At 43.3% G+C, this 18,004-nt stretch carries 14 protein-coding genes and 1 riboswitch; of the genes, 9 read left to right on the top strand and 5 right to left on the bottom strand.

All coding sequences use genetic code 11. The annotated features are described in order from the left end of the window. Window positions 1–46: 46 nt before the first annotated feature. From rsmE to L2703_RS07500, 7 genes are all read left to right on the top strand, one after another. Entirely contained in the window at window positions 47–787 is a 741-nt protein-coding gene (gene rsmE, locus L2703_RS07530) for a 16S rRNA (uracil(1498)-N(3))-methyltransferase (RefSeq protein WP_248970497.1), read from the top strand. Between the two features lie 42 nt (window positions 788–829). Next, on the top strand, window positions 830–1,777 hold the full coding sequence (gene gshB / locus L2703_RS07525) for a glutathione synthase (RefSeq protein ID WP_248970496.1): 948 nt from the start codon (window positions 830–832) through the stop codon (window positions 1,775–1,777). A gap of 106 nt (window positions 1,778–1,883) precedes the next feature. Beyond that, window positions 1,884–3,164, top strand: a complete 1,281-nt coding sequence (locus L2703_RS07520) for an alkaline phosphatase (protein ID WP_248970534.1) — start codon at window positions 1,884–1,886, stop codon at window positions 3,162–3,164. Between the two features lie 261 nt (window positions 3,165–3,425). Beyond that, window positions 3,426–4,463, top strand: coding sequence for a methyltransferase (locus L2703_RS07515; RefSeq protein ID WP_248970495.1), 1,038 nt, complete (start codon window positions 3,426–3,428; stop codon window positions 4,461–4,463). Between the two features lie 149 nt (window positions 4,464–4,612). Further along, the gene (locus L2703_RS07510) at window positions 4,613–6,280 is read left to right on the top strand and encodes a flagellar assembly protein A (protein ID WP_248970494.1); all 1,668 of its coding nucleotides are present in this window, start codon (window positions 4,613–4,615) and stop codon (window positions 6,278–6,280) included. A gap of 33 nt (window positions 6,281–6,313) precedes the next feature. Then, a complete protein-coding gene (locus L2703_RS07505; protein WP_248970493.1) occupies window positions 6,314–6,688 on the top strand; it encodes a DUF4144 domain-containing protein in 375 nt (124 codons plus the stop codon). 89 nt (window positions 6,689–6,777) lie between these two features. Further along, window positions 6,778–7,920: a site-2 protease family protein gene (locus L2703_RS07500; protein ID WP_248970492.1), complete on the top strand. Its 1,143-nt coding sequence runs from the start codon at window positions 6,778–6,780 to the stop codon at window positions 7,918–7,920. A gap of 71 nt (window positions 7,921–7,991) precedes the next feature. Here L2703_RS07500 and L2703_RS07495 read toward each other — a convergent pair whose 3' ends face one another. The 3 genes from L2703_RS07495 to L2703_RS07485 form a co-directional block, all read right to left on the bottom strand. Further along, on the bottom strand, window positions 7,992–9,101 hold the full coding sequence (locus tag L2703_RS07495; protein WP_248970491.1) for a succinylglutamate desuccinylase/aspartoacylase family protein: 1,110 nt from the start codon (window positions 9,099–9,101) through the stop codon (window positions 7,992–7,994). A gap of 3 nt (window positions 9,102–9,104) precedes the next feature. Further along, window positions 9,105–10,484 (bottom strand): lysine-sensitive aspartokinase 3, encoded by a 1,380-nt coding sequence (gene lysC / locus L2703_RS07490; RefSeq protein ID WP_248970490.1) that lies wholly within the window; start codon window positions 10,482–10,484, stop codon window positions 9,105–9,107. 134 nt (window positions 10,485–10,618) lie between these two features. Beyond that, window positions 10,619–10,793: riboswitch (Lysine riboswitch) on the bottom strand. A 286-nt stretch (window positions 10,794–11,079) separates the two neighbouring features. Next, window positions 11,080–11,520, bottom strand: coding sequence for a DUF3293 domain-containing protein (locus L2703_RS07485; protein WP_248970489.1), 441 nt, complete (start codon window positions 11,518–11,520; stop codon window positions 11,080–11,082). A 684-nt stretch (window positions 11,521–12,204) separates the two neighbouring features. Between L2703_RS07485 and arcA the strand changes: the two genes are divergently transcribed. Further along, the gene (gene arcA, locus L2703_RS07480; RefSeq protein ID WP_238106170.1) at window positions 12,205–12,921 is read left to right on the top strand and encodes a two-component system response regulator ArcA; all 717 of its coding nucleotides are present in this window, start codon (window positions 12,205–12,207) and stop codon (window positions 12,919–12,921) included. A 76-nt stretch (window positions 12,922–12,997) separates the two neighbouring features. Here the strand turns inward: arcA and L2703_RS07475 are convergent, their stop codons facing one another. Beyond that, on the bottom strand, window positions 12,998–15,292 hold the full coding sequence (locus L2703_RS07475) for a S9 family peptidase (RefSeq protein WP_428848651.1): 2,295 nt from the start codon (window positions 15,290–15,292) through the stop codon (window positions 12,998–13,000). 174 nt (window positions 15,293–15,466) lie between these two features. On the opposite strand from L2703_RS07475, the gene L2703_RS07470 reads away from it, so the two are divergent. Continuing rightward, window positions 15,467–16,459, top strand: a complete 993-nt coding sequence (locus L2703_RS07470) for a class 1 fructose-bisphosphatase (protein WP_248970488.1) — start codon at window positions 15,467–15,469, stop codon at window positions 16,457–16,459. A 60-nt stretch (window positions 16,460–16,519) separates the two neighbouring features. Here L2703_RS07470 and L2703_RS07465 read toward each other — a convergent pair whose 3' ends face one another. Beyond that, the gene (locus L2703_RS07465; RefSeq protein ID WP_248970487.1) at window positions 16,520–17,779 is read right to left on the bottom strand and encodes a dicarboxylate/amino acid:cation symporter; all 1,260 of its coding nucleotides are present in this window, start codon (window positions 17,777–17,779) and stop codon (window positions 16,520–16,522) included. Between the last annotated feature and the right edge of the window lie 225 nt (window positions 17,780–18,004).

Raw genomic sequence — 18,004 nt, 5'->3', positions numbered from 1 at the left:
ATATCCAGCGAGTATTTGAAGCATTGATAAAATAAGGTCGACATTGATGAGAGTTCCACGCATTTACCAGCCCATAGACAACTTACAACAGGGGCAAACCGTGCAATTAGACGACGACGGTGTCGCCCATATTGGCCGTGTATTGCGCATGGGTAACGGCGACAACATCAGCTTATTCAATGGCGACGGTAATGACTATTTAGCCGAAATTACCGATGTCAGTAAGAAATCCATTACTGTCACGGTCTTAAGCTGTGAGGCCAATCAGAGTGAGTCACCACTTGACTTACATTTAGGCCAGGTGATCTCCCGCGGTGACCGCATGGAATTTACGGTACAAAAATCAGTAGAGCTTGGTGTTACCACTATTACACCGCTATTTTCTGATCGCTGCGGGGTTAAATTAAACGGTGAACGCCTAGATAAAAAACTACAACAGTGGCAAAAAATTGTGATTAGTGCCTGTGAACAATCCGGTCGTAGTATTGTACCTGTTGTGCGCCCCGCGATGACTTTAGCCCAATGGTGTGAAGAGCAAACAACAGCTGTTAAACTCAATTTACATCCACGAGCTTCTCACGGTATAAATGGCTTACAATTAAACCCAGATAATCACAAAGTCAGACTCTTAATCGGCCCTGAAGGTGGTTTGTCAGAAGAAGAAATTGCCATGACAGAAACTCACCACTTTACTGATATTTTGCTTGGTCCAAGAGTGCTTCGTACAGAAACTGCATCGCTAACAGCAATTACAGCGTTACAGGTTAAATTTGGCGATATTGGTTAATATTACACCAATGTTATCCCCCATATCTTTAAGGACATACCCATGATTAAACTCGGCATTGTAATGGACCCCATCCGCGACATTAATATCAAAAAAGATTCAAGCTTTGCGATGTTATTAGCCGCACAGTCACGTGGTTATCAATTGTTTTATATGGAAATGCACGATTTAGCCATGGTTAATGGCAAAGCCATGGCCAACATGCGTCCATTAACCGTTAAGCAAGACGCCAATGACTGGTTTACCCTAGGTGAAGCAGCAGATACGCCACTGTCTGAGCTTGATGTCATCTTAATGCGTAAAGACCCACCATTTGATACCGAGTTTATTTACGCAACTTATATGTTAGAGCGCGCCGAAGAAGAAGGCGTATTAATCGTTAACAAGCCACAAAGCTTACGCGATGCCAACGAAAAACTGTTCACGTCATGGTTTGCTGAATTCACCCCCGAAACCATTGTGACACGCGATGCTAAACGTATCCGCGCGTTTCATCAGCTCAAGCAAGATATTATCCTTAAACCACTCGATGGCATGGGCGGCACCTCTATTTTCCGTGTGAAAAAAGACGACCCTAACCTTGGGGTGATTATTGAAACACTCACCCATTATGGGCAGCAATACGCAATGGCTCAGGCCTTTATTCCAGAGATAACTCAAGGCGATAAACGCATTTTAGTGGTTGATGGGGAGCCAGTACCCTTTGCTTTAGCCCGCATTCCAATGAAAGGCGAAACACGCGGAAACTTAGCGGCTGGCGGCAGTGGCGTTGCACAACCGTTATCAGAAAGCGACTGGAAAATTGCCCGTGCAATTGGGCCAGAACTCAAAAAGCGTGGCCTAATTTTTGTCGGTTTAGATGTGATTGGTGACAAATTAACTGAAATTAACGTCACCAGCCCAACATGCATCAAAGAAATTGAAGCGGCTTTTGATGTTGATATTACCGGCATGCTAATGGATGCCATTGAAGCGCGTATTAACGCTTAACCTATTAGGACTCATCATGGATTTTTTAGCGACGTGTAAACGCTCTGTAAGCTACTTATTGTTAATACCTTGCCTTTGTGCGCCAAGCGTAATGGCTAATGATGAAATGATAAGTCCTGCGGCAGTAACAGGCTCACTAAACAGTAACGTGCCAACAGCAGGACCTGCCAGACCCAAAAACATCATCATCATGGTGGGTGATGGTATGGGGCCGGCTTACACCACGGCATATCGATACTACAAAGATAACCCCGAAACAGAAGAAGTCGAGCAAACAGTATTTGATCGGCTATTAGTGGGAATGTCGAGTACTTACCCAGCTTCCGTCAGCGGTTATGTAACCGACTCGGCGGCCTCTGCAACAGCATTAGCAACCGGCTTTAAAAGTTATAATGGTGCGATTAGTGTAGACATTGAAAAGCGCCCGCTGCCAACATTAATGGAAAAAGCCAAAGCACTAGGTTTAGCCACTGGTGTTGCGGTGACATCACAAGTTAACCATGCTACACCTGCAGCATTTTTGGCTCATAATGAAAGCCGCAGCAATTACATAGACATCGCACAGGCTTACTTAAACACAGATGCAGATGTTATTTTAGGTGGTGGGCAGCAGTATTTTTCTGAGTCATTATTGGCACAATTTACCGCCAAAGGTTACCAACACCTCAACGAGTTTTCACAACTTGAGGCTGTAACAAGACCAAAAGTATTAGGATTATTTGCTGATGTACAATTGCCTTGGGCTATCAACGACAAACAAGGTCATAAGCTGAGTAAAATGACCCAGAAAGCCATCGAGCTGCTGTCACAAAACCAACAAGGGTTTGTATTGTTAGTTGAAGGGAGCTTAATCGATTGGGCTGGCCACAGTAATGACATCGCGACAGCAATGGCTGAAATGGACGAGTTTGCCGCCGCCATTGAAGTAGTTGAACAATATGTGCGTGAAAGCAAAGACACGCTAGTAGTGATTACTGCCGACCACAATACTGGCGGACTGTCTGTAGGTGCTAATGATAAGTACGAATGGCACCCTGACGTACTTCACAAAGTCAAAGCAAGCCCAGATGAGATAGCCACACGTGCTATAGCAAGCGAACAATGGCAACCCCTTGTTGCTGAGTTAATGGGTTTTAAACCAAGCGAAACCGAATTAACCGCATTAGATGAAGCACGTATGCAAGGCAATGAGCCTTTGACTGTGGCTCTTCGCCAACTGATTGATGTGCGCTCAAATACAGGCTGGACAAGTGGAGGTCATACTGCGGTTGACGTACAGGTCTTTTCATCTGGCCCAGGGGCAAGACTGTTTGGTGGGCATCAGGACAACACAGACATAGCCAATAAAGTCTTGAGTTTACTGCCTGAGTCAGCCACACAACAATAACTAGGGCCGGTTGATTTTTGCTGGTTGAATGGGGTTCAAGTTAACACCTATTCAACCGCCCACTTAGGGCAGTTTTGTTTAGAATATTATGGCGTTATCGACTCTTGTGTAACGTAACGACACCTCAAAGTCTGTGCCGCCATTTTATATGCAGCCATTTTATATGCAGCAATGGCCAACCATTGGCTGCAAACACAACCTTGAAAGATCAACAAGCCACTAGAAGGCTGTTTACCATTAATTTTACCGCGAGTAATACCTGTGTTAACGAATCCGTCTCAAGCATTAATCAGAAACAGCGAACTATATCAGCAACAAAATGTGTTAATACTCAATTACGAGGCTGATACCTTTGCGAGTCAATGCTTGGAATCGGCACGTCATGTCACCGCATTGGCCTTTGATTTTAATCATCATCAAACACTATTGCCTTATGCCAATGACAACTTGCGCTGCTACTTTGGCCATCAACTGCCAGAGGCTATCGCCAGTAAAAAATTCGACAGCGTCATTATCTATTTTCCTAAAGCCAAACCATTAATGGGTTACTTGCTACAGTTGGCTGCACAGCACTTAGATGTCAATGGCTTATTGATGGTGGTCGGCGAAAACAAAGGCGGAATTAAATCTATTGCCAAGCTAACCCCAGAATACTTTTCTGCACCAATAAAACAAGACAATGCTCGCCACTGTTTGCTCTACACCAGTTATTTACGCCACTGCGCGCCGCCCTTATTGCTCAGCGATTGGGTGAGCCAGTATGCATTAGACACCCCCCAAGGACAGCTACACATTTGTAACCTTGTAGGGGTATTTAGTGAAAAACGCCTCGATCAGGGTACAGAGCTACTGCTGTCACATTTGCCAGATAACCTGCAAGGCCGAGTATTAGACTTTGGCTGTGGAGCCGGAGTAATAAGTGCTGCGCTATTAAAGGCCAATCCAGAACTACAGATTGAATGCATCGACATTAACGCCATGGCACTTGCCTCATGCCAACTGACACTTGCTGCGAATAACATGCAGGCAACGGTTTATGCTTCAGATGGTTTTAATCACATCACAGGGCAATTTAATGGCATTATCTCTAACCCCCCTTTTCATGATGGCTTAACGAGCACCACAGATATTGCAACGCAATTTGTAAAGCACAGTGCCATGAGTTTGGCACCTAAAGGGATTTGGTTGATTGTCGCCAATCGACATTTGCCTTATTCAGACACGATTGCCACTTACTTTGGCAAGGTAAATGTACCTGCAGAAAATAATAAGTATAAGCTCTACTTACATGAGCATTAATGCTGGTTTACTGCTGGAAATGGACGTCAATATCAGCTAAATTGGCTCAAAGGCAAAATGTCTCACATTATTTAACCATTTTGATTGTTACTCTATAGCCTGATCGTGGATAAAAAATAAAAACAAAAAAATAGAAAACAAAGGATGTTATGTTAGAGCCCTCAGTCATTACGCTTAGTGCAGATAAATCAAAAGCAGAGCTTAGGTTAGTTCCAAATACTCATGGCCCGGTGTCAGTAGAAGACATTCAAGCTTTGCTTAAAGCACCCAACTTTGCGATGCTTTTCCCTATCGAACCGGTTATTAATAAAGCCATAACAGAAACCAATGCTCTGTGTGGACAAAAACCGGGAGATCATGAGTTATTTTTTGCTATCGCCGAGCGCAAAGATGGCACCGTGAACATTACGGTGACAGACGATAAAATGCAGGCTATCATGAAGATTACCTCTGCTTGGGGAGGTAAAGATATCACCCTCCCGGACATCCTCAACACCCTAAAAAGTAAAAAAATAAAAATGGGCTTAAGTAAGCCTAAAATTATGGCGCTTATACAACGCTTATCCATTTTACCACCAGGGGAAAGCTGTGAAGGCGTTATCGCCTGTGGAAAACCTGCCATTAACGGTGAAAATGCCATTATCACCCGAAAAGTTGCCTTAGCTCGTGAGCGATTGCTGCAACCACAAGAACGTGAAGACGGCTCTGTAGATATGCGCAATTTAGGCGCATTAATCACAGTAAAACCCAATGATGTGTTAATGATAAAAACACCAGCAACCATCGGCACCCCAGGCTTTAATGTCCATGGAGATGTGCTACAGCAAATCCCCGGAAAAGACAAACCCATGGAGCCTGGTGCTGGCACAAGTTTACACCCCAAAGACCCTAATAAACTCATTGCAACTGTGTCGGGTCAACCGGTCGAAAACCGCAAAGGCATGCAAGTTGATGACATACTGCAAATAAAAGATGTCGATGTGCGTTTTGGTCACGTAAACTTTAAAGGCAGTGTTTTAATCACCGGTGACGTACACGAAGGCATGGAAGTCAAAGCAACCGGCGACATTACGGTAATGGGGTTTGTTGAATCTGCAACCTTAGAGGCCCATGGTGACGTCATTGTGAGTAAAGGGGTAATAGGACGACTGATTAAAGATCAAGAACTCAGTACTCACATTAAAGCACATGGTCAAATCTGTGCACAATTTGTCCAATACTCTCGACTCGAGGCACAAGGTAATGTACTTGTCACCAAGCAATTACTCCACAGTCATACGACCTCTGGCGATACCATTACCGTTAGTGATGCACAAGCTAGGCGTGGGGATTTAGTGGGTGGGATAGCCACCGCCGAAAAAGGCATTCGAGCAATTGCCTTTGGTGCCACCGCCAGTACAAAAACCGAACTTTACTGTGCTATGCATCAAGGTGAGTTAAAACAACAATTAAAAGAGCTCGATGGCAGTATCAAAGACATGGTCGTTGCAGGTCTAGAACTGGAAGCAAGACTACGAAAATTGCCCCCAAAAACAGAATGGCAAAATGATGCTGGCATGATTGAACAAGTCAAAATGATGTTAGATCAAAAAAATAAAATGGCCGAAGAGCGAATTAAAGAAGAAATTGAATATACTCAACATCAACATGAAGTTGAGGGCTATTTTGATAATTACTTTATCAAAGCAGAAAAGCACATTTTTACCAATGTTGAAATCCACATTGGTAATGCCTTTAATCGTACCCAACGCGAACATGGTCCTTGTGTTGTAAAAAATGTAAATCAAGAAATTTCATTCGATTACAGCCACCGCTAATTTGCACCCTCGATATAGAGATACACATAAACGATGCAACAAATACATTGGCCAGCAATCATTAAGTTCGAGCAAGACGATGAGCTCATGTATTTGGCCAATCACCAAGACTGGCTGAGTTTTATTTGTGCCAACCAGTATACCGTATGTGTACAAGACCAGTTGATAGACAGCAGCGGGGATGTCTACCTAATAGAAAAACCAATAGCAGAAACAACCACAATCGAAAACAGCGTTGCACACTTGCCACAACTTATTAAACAACCTCAGCCCATCAACGTATTGCAACTGCTGCCGTTAGTTCGTCAGTATGGTCAATTACAAGGGCATTGTTGCAGTGCTAAAATCGTCTTTACCACAATTGAGCAAGGTATCGCCACTGTCGCTGAATTAGAACAGCTTTATTAGTCAATAAAACCACCTCCCCCATTGAGCATCAAACAGCGCTCTGGCAAAATGCCCCCATACTCACCGTCTATAAGCTCTGAGAATCCTTAATGGAATTACTTAATATTGAATGTCTTGGTAAACGTTTACGCCTAGAAGGCTCGATTGCCGGGTGGCAGCAGTTATATTGGGACAATCAACTCGTGTCGCAAAAGTCAGCCAGTGTGAGCGACCAAGCCTTTCATATACACTCGTTCACACTCACACAACAATCGGTTCACTCACCCATTAAGCAGGATTCCGATAATGTAGACATAGCTGAACACCCATTAACCCAATCTATCCCCATTCGCCTAGAGGTAGATGTTAATTGGCAACCCTTTCAACTCGACTATTGTTTGCTAATTGATGACGAGCAAATTACTCAAGGCCATCGCACTGTGCGTGACATTGAGCAACAAACCCCCGAAGTGCCTGTCGCCAAAACACAAAAAATCAGTATTGTTGGCTTAGCCTCGCTAGGTTTTAAACTACTTAAAAGTGCTAAAGTCATTAAAGTGTTGTTTGCTGGTGCCAGCGTTGCCGCATACTCATGGCTATTCTCGTTAGAGTTTGCTTTGGCACTTATCGGTTGTTTAGTTTTCCATGAATATGGCCATATTAGAGCAATGAAACACTTTGGTATGAAGACCAAAGGCATTTATCTCATCCCCTTTGTGGGCGGCTTGGCCTTGAGCGATGAACGAATTAACACCCGTTGGCAAGATGTCTATATCTCCATTATGGGGCCCTCATTTGGGCTGATTTTATCTATCATCAGCTTAGGTCTGTACTGGATTACCGGTAATGTCTTTTTTGCTGGCCTTGCAAGCTTTAACGCGCTGCTCAACCTGTTTAATTTATTGCCCATTCTACCACTTGATGGTGGGCACATTTTAAAGAGCATCAGTTTTTCAATGAACAGCATGGTCGGCCTAGTTGCCTGTATTTTAGGTGCCGCTGCTGGGGTGTTTATTAGCTACAGTCTAGGCCTTGCTTTACTCGGATTTTTATTGCTGATAGGCAGTGTTGAAATCGTTTTTGAATGGCGCAGTCGCCATCAAAGCCACTTACTGCCGCTGGACCGATATGGGCAAATTTTCTCAACTGTGTGGTATTTATTAACCGTTGCTGGTTTGGTCGGGATTATTTGGTACTTTGCAAGTTCTGGTGATGACATGTTAGCGATCCCGCTGCAGATCCTTGGTAGTTAAACTGCTATTCAAGGCCATGCCACCACACATAAAAACGCCTGCAAACTTGCAGGCGTTTTTATTGGGCTCGTCTATAACCTAAACACATTGGTCATGACCTTATACAACTCAGTGCCTTGGTGTACCGATGCCGAGGCAAAATGCAAAATAGGCACGCAATCCATTGGTAAGCTAATCACTTGATGCGCATCATCTGTGCCATATAAGTCCATACGCAATATATTCACTAACGGCTGACCGGCATTAAGTGGCTGGCCAACCGCTGCGCAATATTCAATTAACCCCGCTTTAGGTGCATGAAACTTTTTATAATCTTTCAAATAACAACCAAAGCGCGCCATATCAGCTGGCTCGACTTTTTCACGGATCACACCTCGGTGGCTTAAATAGGCCAAAATGCCTTTTGCATCGATTAACGCATCAGCCAAATCAATCCGCTCTTGGCTCGCTAACTCCAGCGTAAAAGCTGACACCGGCACAGCAAATACCCGCCCTTGTTTTGCCGCAAAATCAGACAATTGCCACCAAGGACAAAATGCCGCCTCGTCCATTGCCCCGCCAAAGCTATTAGGTATAACTAAGGTGTAAGGAATAGAGAAAAAACGCGCAGCATCAATGTCATACTCAGGGCAATATAAATGCTTACACGACTTAGGGCCGGTATGTAAATCCAGTACAATGTCTGCCTTATGAGCCATAGACTGCAAGCTAACTGCTAGCCTATGCCCTGTGGTGATGCCAAAAGGTTGCTTTAACCTTGCTTGGCAAGACTCAATTAACGTCGCTCGGTATGCTTGAAACAAAACATCATCTGCTAAATGTTGATGCTCGGCATACCAGGTGGCTAAATCGATATTGTGGTCAAAGTATTCACGGTTCCAATTTACGCCAGTGATAGGATCGAATCGCCCTAAAGTAAATTCGCCACTTTTTTGATTAATCCCCAGAGGATTAGCCAAAGGAGCAAAGCGAATATCACCAAGGACATCGTAACCTTCAAGCAGGTTCATCAGCTGATAAATCACTGCGTTACCTTGCACCTCTGCGCCATGCACATTAGCCTGAATATACACGCTTGGTGCCGCACTATCAGTGCCTTTAATATCATAAAGCGGAATGGTGAGAGCTTGCCCCGTGGCAAGCTCACCTACTTGAATAGTGGATTGTGTTACTTTGCTCATCAATTACGACTCAAACAGATTTTGATGCAAAGCATTCACCACTTGCGCCGCTTCTGACTCTGACACCAACACGCATAAATTGTGTGGGCTGGCACCCTGGCAAATCATGCGTACGTTATGGTTTTCAAGCACTTTAAATACCCGGCTACAAATACCGGCTGTAGATGCAATGCGATTACCAATAATCGCAATAAGGGCTAAGTTATCTTCAACTCGTACGCGACAATGTTGCGATAACTCTTGCAGTAATGACTCGCTCAATAAGCCCTGTCCACTTGAATCTGAACCGGTTTTATCTAAAGTCAGCGACACGTTCACTTCTGATGTCGTGATTAAATCAACTGATATTTTATGACGTGCCAGGGTTGCAAAGGTTTCGGCTAAAAAGCCTTGGGCATGGAGCATTTGCAAACTGTGTAAATTTAATAATGTTTGATCACGACGCAGGGCAACAGCACGATAAACAGGGGTGTCTTCAACTTGATGACGGATCCAAGTTCCGCCCATTTCAGGGGCTTTACTTGAGCCCACAAACACCTGAATTTTTTGCCTTACCGCAGGTAAAATAGTTGCAGGGTGTAACACTTTAGCGCCAAAGGTTGCCATTTCAGCGGCTTCGTTAAAACTGATTTCAGCAATTGGGCGTGCGTTAGGGGCCAATCTTGGATCGGTAGTATAGATACCAGCAACGTCAGTCCAAATTTCTACTGCGCTGGCATTCAATGCTTCTGCAAGCAAGGCTGCTGAATAGTCACTACCACCACGCCCAAGTGTTGTCGTACGGCCATCTTGGTCTGCACCTATAAAACCTTGAGTCACAATAATATACTTAGTTAACAGTGGCTTTAAAAAATCACCCGACAATGAAGCAATGGCTTCAACGTGTGGTTCAGCTCGGCCAAAATGACTGTCGGTACGCAAAACCTGGCGCACATCAAAATGATCTGACGCAGTGCCTTTTTCGCGGATAACCGCAGAAAATAAAATCGAGGAACATTGCTCACCGGTAGAGAGCAATTCATCCATGATGGCCTTGCTACGATCAAGTTCTAACGACTCACTTAACACTGACATACGGCTAAGAATTTTATCAATGCTTGCTGCCACATCTTGCGGACGACCCAGCTCATCTAAAATAGCGTATTGTATTTGCGCGATTTGCTTTAACAGTGTCAAACGGCGCTCATCATTGACATTAGCCTGGGTCAATTCCACCAATAGATTAGTCACACCACTTGAAGCGCTAACCACAACTAAACGCGTTGCAGGATTGGCTAACACAATGTCAGCACAACGGCTCATAGATGCATAATCAGCAACTGAAGTACCGCCAAATTTGGCAACGACTAAGTCAGAATGGGTATTTTGAGAAACTAGGCTCATACAAGTGCCTCCGCGCTTTGCGAAAGACAATAAAATAAAACGTGATTTACTAACATGATATACGCTCCGAACACACTACGTTCGAAGAGCCTGGTGCTAAGATAACGCACCCTTAAAGAAGGGAAACAGCAATCATCACCAGAAGCTCTCCACCAAAAAAACAGGTGACAATCGTTAGGATTCAGCCTAATCGACCGATATCAATGTGTGCCGCACAATGTGATACCTCGGCGCTAATCTCCCTCGTAAGCTGTCATTGGACTGGCATCCTCAAACTTACTACCTAGTTAGCGCTCCTCTTCTGTGCCTCCCGAAGGAGGGACCTGAAAAATAGCAACAAACCTACTAACAAGTCAATCAACAATCGTTGTAAAAATACACTATTTTAAATTTATTCATCTTAATAAGGATAATTGTCTTCAATACCAAGGTTGCACACTGGGCTCAATTTAAGCTTAGGCAATGTTCGATATCATGAAAAATAGTGGCAAACATGCCATTACAATTAAAATCACAACAAAAAATGAGACAATAAACAATAATTGTCGCACAATTTTGATCAATGATTAGTAAGACAACCCAGGCAATGTAATGTTTATTTTGGAGAAGAAATATCGGGTAACTCATTCACTAGATGTAAACGATGATTAAAGACCCCCATATCCACCTCTGGCATTATCGCATCGTTACAGGCAACCAGTGATAGCATCCCCTGTTTTACGTAGTAGATCGCATGTTGGTTAAACTCACGCCCGAGCTCAAGCGCCTGTTCTTTATCAATAAATACTGCCCAGCTTTTTTCCATGTGCGACAAATCGGGGGCCGCACCAACCAGTGCACGGTATGGACTATTATATTGCTGGATTTTAGATTGAAGTTGGCGGTCAAGTAATCGATTTTGGCTAGGAGAGAGCAATAAGCCACTGGGGTTGTGGGCGGTAATAATAGCAAACGGGAAATCACATGAAAGACGCTGAGTGAATAAAAATTGAGTACTTTGATACTCATGCCACAATGTATCTATAACATTTTCCATAGTTTTAATTCGTCAATTAAGCCAAAATCAGTTTAGCAGAGCCTTATGGATTCTTAAAGGTTTGTGATATCAGTCGCAAGTATAATATTTATTTTTCTTTTAACATTATACTGTTAAGTACATCAATCTTTCATATGCCTGACTGTTATATTAATTTTTTAACATTTAATTTGTTAACAAATGCCTAAAACGAGTACAATAACATCACCTACTATTAAAGCACTGTAGTGAAACCGATAACATTGCTCACTCAATGTATTAAGCGTTAGTGTTTAAAACGCTTTTATTGGTAATTAATCACAATTTTGTGTACTTAGTTTACACCTGAACGTTTTATGTTCTACATTTGATAAAACTAAGGGGTAAATCCGAATACGTATAAATAAGTTTGCAACAAATGGAACTATCTCAATAAAACGTATTCATAGTAGTAAGCCAGTTGGCAAAACTTTTTCTTATTATGCAGCGATACATTGCACTGCGTAATGAGCGTTAAATATACGCAAGACAACTCAGTAACCATCTATTAGCGTTACATTATACGAGTTCATAAGAGTGTTTTATTCAGGGCAGACATAGATAAACACCACAAAAAATACTGGAGTATTAGCGTTAATTGAATACGCGATTACAACTTAACTAGCCTATCGCTAGAGTCAAATTTTATTAAATTAGGTAAATATCATGCAAAACCCGCACATTCTGATTGTTGAAGACGAAGCAGTAACCCGTAATACATTACGCAGTATTTTTGAAGCCGAAGGCTATGTCGTTACAGAAGCTAACGACGGCGCAGAAATGCACAAAGCGATGCAAGATAACAAGATTAACCTCGTGGTGATGGACATTAACTTACCCGGTAAAAATGGCTTGTTACTTGCTCGCGAATTACGTGAAATCAATAACATCGGCCTTATTTTCTTAACAGGACGCGACAACGAAGTTGATAAAATTCTTGGCCTTGAAATTGGCGCTGATGACTACATCACTAAGCCGTTCAACCCACGTGAATTAACAATCCGTGCGCGTAACCTACTAACGCGTGTTAACAGTGCTGTCGCTGAAAGCGAAGAAAAAGGCTCAGTTGAATATTACCGTTTCAATGGCTGGAGTTTAGAAATTAACAGCCGTTCTTTAGTTAACCCACAAGGTGAGTCTTATAAGCTACCACGCAGTGAGTTCCGTGCGATGCTTCACTTTGTTGAAAACCCAGGTAAGATTTTAACCCGTGCTGATTTATTATTAAAAATGACTGGCCGTGAGTTAAAGCCGCATGATCGCACCGTTGACGTCACAATTCGTCGTATCCGTAAGCATTTTGAAAGCTTAGCTGATACGCCAGAAATCATCGCCACTATCCACGGTGAAGGCTATCGTTTTTGTGGTGATCTAGAAGACTAATCTTGGCTGTTACCCAATAAAAAACCAGGTGATTAACCTGGTTTTTTTATGTCCGCTTTTAGCGATTAGTTTATGATTATTTCAATTGCTGGTCTAAAAATGCCGCTAACGATTTATATAAATGATTACGTACTTTCTCGCCGCGCATAGAATGCTTAGACCCTGGGTAATCCATCATCTGGAATAATTTCCCCTCATCTTGCAATGCTTTATAAACGCGTGTGCTGTTTTCAAACAACACGTTATCATCTGCCATACCATGGTACATCAGCAAACCTGACTGGTAATTTTTTACATAAGGTAAAATGCTGCTGGCATCATAGCCTTGTTTATTGGTGTCTGGGTTGCCCATGTAACGCTCGGTATAATGGGTATCGTATAAACGCCAGTCGGTTACCGGTGCACCTGAAATAGCCGCTTTAAAATAATCTGGCGCCTTAAACTGACTCATCAATGCCATGTAGCCGCCGTAGCTGTGACCATAAATCGCCACGTTTTCAGCATCAATAAAAGGCAGGCTGCGTAAATAATCCACACCCACTTTTTGGTCATTAACTTCAGCATCACCCATGTTTTGATAAATCACATATTCAAATTCAGTTCCACGGTGAGCCGAGCCACGATTATCTAGCTGAAATACCGCATAGCCTTGTTGCAGTAAATACTGAGTAAAATAGTCTGCTTCGCTCCAGCTGTTAACCACTAACTGGGCGTGTGGACCGCCATAAACGCGCACCACCACTGGATACTTTTTATTGGCATCAAACGGCACAGGTTTAAATAAACGGTACATTAATGGCTGGCCATCTTCTGCTTTTAATTGGCCAAATTCAGGCATTTGCCATAAACCAGCCACATCATAGAGTGGATGCGTCTCATTGATTTCGTTTTGCTCAACCCAGGCTAATAATTTACCCGAGTCATTGTGTAAACTGATCTGTGGCGGTTGTTGTAGGCTATTAAAGTAGTCTAAATACACCGGGCTTTTATCGGCAAAAACAGCATCATGCATGCCAGCGGTTTGGCTAATACGCTCAATTGACTCAACGCCTATGTTCATATTAACTCGATATAAATGACGCTCTATCACACTGTCTTTACGGCCACTAAAATACACCCAACCACTGGCCTCATCGACAAATTCAAGCACATCAACAGCCCAATCACCTTGGGTTAATTGTTTAAGCAGCTTACCTTGTAGGTCAAACAAGTACAGATGATTAAAACCGTCGCGCTCTGAGCCCCAAATGAATGCTGATTGCTGTTTTAAAAAATGCAGGTCATTGTTGAGGTTTACCCACGCCTTACTGCGCTCTTCAATCACTGTGTTAGCTTGTTCTGGTTGACTCACCGCGGCAATCCGCAAGTCTAATGCTTGTTGATCACGACTTTGCCATTGAAAAGACACATACTTGCTGTCGGGTAGCCAATCAACACGCGGTAAATACATGTCTTTTTGTTTGCCTAAATCAATCCAATTAATGCTTTTATCTTGCAAGCTCACCACACCAAGGGCAATTTCAACGTTCGCTTTGCCTGCATAGGGGTAACGTTGCTCGGTGAGTTTAATGCCATCGGCGTAAATTTCATTGCGAGTCACTAACTCCACACCCGATTCATCAATACGGGTAAAGGCAATTGCCGACTCATCGGGCGCCCACCAATAACCTGTCATACGATCCATTTCTTCCTGGGCAACAAACTCTGCCATGGCATTTTTGATAGGGCCTTTACCATCTGTGGTTAATGCGCTGACTTTTTGGGTATCGAGAGCTAGCACATACAGGTTTTGATCGCGCACAAACGACACATAGTGGCCTTTAGGCGACAAACGCGCATCGGTGGCAAAGCCCTCTCCTGTATTAAGCTCAGTCACCTTATTGCTGGCAACATCATATAAATACAATTGCCCTGCTGCAGGAATTAAAATACTTTGGCTGTTTTCAGACCAAAAGTATTCCATGATCCCTTCGCCATAGATACGTTGGCGTTCGCGGCGGGCTTTTTCTTCATCAGACAGCTCACCGCTGGCTAGCAGCTCTGCATTTATCAAGATGCTGCGCTCACCCGTGGCAATGTTCATTTGCCATAAATCATAAAAATGTTGATTATCGGCACGGCTTGATAAATAGGTCACTCGCTTACCGTCAGGTGACAAGGCTAAGCCGCGCGGGCTCGCCCCCGCCAATGCAGGAGATGCATGAATACGTTCTATCGTCAGTGGCGTGCTATTACCTTTTATTGCCGTTAACGGCGCGGTCGTTAATGAAGTCATGGTATTGCCTTGTGCGGCTTGAGAAATCTGGCTAATAAAAAATAATGGCGCGACAGTCATTGCTGCTAAAGCATGCTGCTTCCATGTTGTTGTCATTATAATGAATCCTTGGGGCAAACAATCAGTCAACATTTTGCCTGAATTTACGGCAAAACCAAAACCTTGGATAACAATCGCTGAAATTAACATCATTGTGGGGTATGATTTACAGATAACTGATAAAAATGAACAACATCGACCTTAACCTCGCAAAATCTCATAGGAAAAATCATGCAGACTTTGGCCCAAACCCTTAGCGCTCAAGCAGTCAATGCGTCATTAACGCAATTACTCGTTACCTTAGCAGAAACCTCAATCGCCATTAGCGGTGCTGTTCGTCACGGCGCGTTAGCGGGGGTATTAGGCGCAACAGAGCAAGAAAACGTTCAAGGTGAAACCCAGAAAAAACTGGATGTCATCACAAACGACATGCTTAAAGATACCTTAAAGGCTGACAGTACAGTGCGCGGCATCGCCTCAGAAGAAGAGGATTACGTTGTAGAAGCCAACGCACAAGGTCAATACCTAGTGAGTTTTGATCCCTTAGATGGCTCATCTAACATCGACATTAACTCACTCGTTGGCACAATTTTTTCGGTATTACCGGCCCCTGCAGGCGAGTTTAACGAACAAAGCTTTTTACAGGCTGGACGTAACCAAGTTGCAGCGGGTTACGTGCTTTATGGCCCATCAACCATGATGGCCTTAACCACTGGTCAAGGTACGCAGTTTTATACCCTAGACCCAGACAGCCAAACCTTTTTATTGACTAACGACAATGTGCAAATCACGCCAGATACTGCTGAGTTTGCGATTAACATGTCTAACCAGCGCTTTTGGGAAGCGCCAATGCAAACTTACATTGCCGACTTATTACTAGGTAAAATAGGTCCGCGTGAGCAGTCTTTTAACATGCGTTGGATTGCCGCTATGGTGGGTGATGTGCACCGCGTATTATGCCGTGGCGGTATTTTTACCTACCCAACAGACAATAAAAACCCGGCTAAACCCTTTAAATTACGCCTAATGTATGAAGCCAATCCCATGGCATTGCTTGTGGAGCAAGCTGGCGGTAAAGCCTCAACTGGTTACCAAACCATTTTGGATATTCAACCCACTGAAATCCACCAGCGTGTTGCAGTCATTCTAGGCAGCGCGAATGAAGTTGATATCTGCTTAAGCTATCACGGTATCGATTACAGCGAAGAACCATCGATTGACTAAATGGGTTGTAACGCCGCTCAATAGATCATTGAGCGGCTTTTTATATCATGCAAAAATCACTTATTCTTTCGCTGTCACTAAGCTCTCTTCAGTCACTTGATGCTTTTTCTCGGTCTGGTCAACAATAGTCAGTACCGCAGTGTCACCCACTACGTTACAAGAAGTCAGTACCATATCAATAATTCGGTCAAGTGCGGCCACAATCACAAACGCTTCTACCGGCAAGCCCATTTGATAAATCAATACCCCAATCATGACCATGCCACCACCTGGTACACCACCTGCACCCACTGAAAGCAAAAACACGCTAAATAATAGAGAAGGAATTTGATCATTGCTTATCGGCATACCAAACGCATTAGCAACAAAGAATATGGCGATGGTGATATAAATCGATACCCCACCCATGTTCATCGTAGCGCCTAATGGCACGCCAAAACCGGCAACAGCTTGGCTTACGCCCAGTTTGTCGGTCAAGGTGCGCATGGTGACAGGGATGGTGGCATTAGAACTTGCCGTTGAAAGTGAAAACAAGATTTGCTCTTGGATTTTATCGCGAAACGTTTTAGCCGAAACAGGGGTAAATGCGCTAACAGCGATAGGGTAAACGATGAAAATCCAAATCAATAATAGCGCTAAAATCAATACCAGGTATTCAACCACACTGACAAAAATTTCAGGCTCTAATGTGGCGCCTAGTTTAAACATCAAGGCAAATACACCGTATGGCGCAAGGCTCATTACCAATCCAATTAAGCGCATCATGATTTTATTGGCCGTTTGAAAGCCCTTTACAGCACCCTCAACCGACGCGCCCATCGATTTAATCACGCCGCCCATCAGTAGCGCCATAAAAATCACTTGCAACATGTTGCCAGAAGTAAACGCTGAAAATGGATTATTAGGCACAATGCTCACAATAAGTGACATTAAATCTGGCAATTCTGTCGCGGTAATATCCACTGAGCCATTGCTCGACATATCAACGCCTTTGCCTGGTTCAAATATCATGGCGACGGTAAATGCAGCTAAGATCGCAACAACGGTATTAATAATGTAAAAACCAAAGGTTTTACCACCTAAGCGGCCAAAGCTTTTTAAATCTTGTAACTCGCACACGCCACACACAATACTGACAAACACTAACGGTACAACTAACATCATGATCATATTAACAAACATGGTACCGATACCACCTGCTAACGTCACAAGTGTACCACCAAAAAAGGCGTTATCGGCGAGTGCAAATTGCACAATACTGCCAAGTAGCACACCTAAAAATAGACCAATAAAGATCCGTGCTGAAAGTGATTTTGTCATCTGTTCTTTCCCATTCGAAATGGCAACTTAATGTTGCTGATTATTGTTATACCAATCCTGGTGCTTATTCTTTTCGAGCGCTGAAATACTGAGACATTGTGCGCAATATTTCAATCACCTTGATAAACAAAAGCGCACACAAAAACACCACTCATAACAAAAGTTACAAAAAATATATAAATAACAATGCATTATGGTAATTAAAAATATTGTAATCTTGGTATA

It is taken from the genome of Shewanella basaltis, from assembly GCF_023283885.1.
In the GTDB taxonomy this organism is placed as follows: Bacteria; Pseudomonadota; Gammaproteobacteria; order Enterobacterales; family Shewanellaceae; genus Shewanella; species Shewanella basaltis.
Note: the sequence above shows the minus strand (reverse complement) of the source record. Positions and strands in the feature narration are given on the sequence as shown.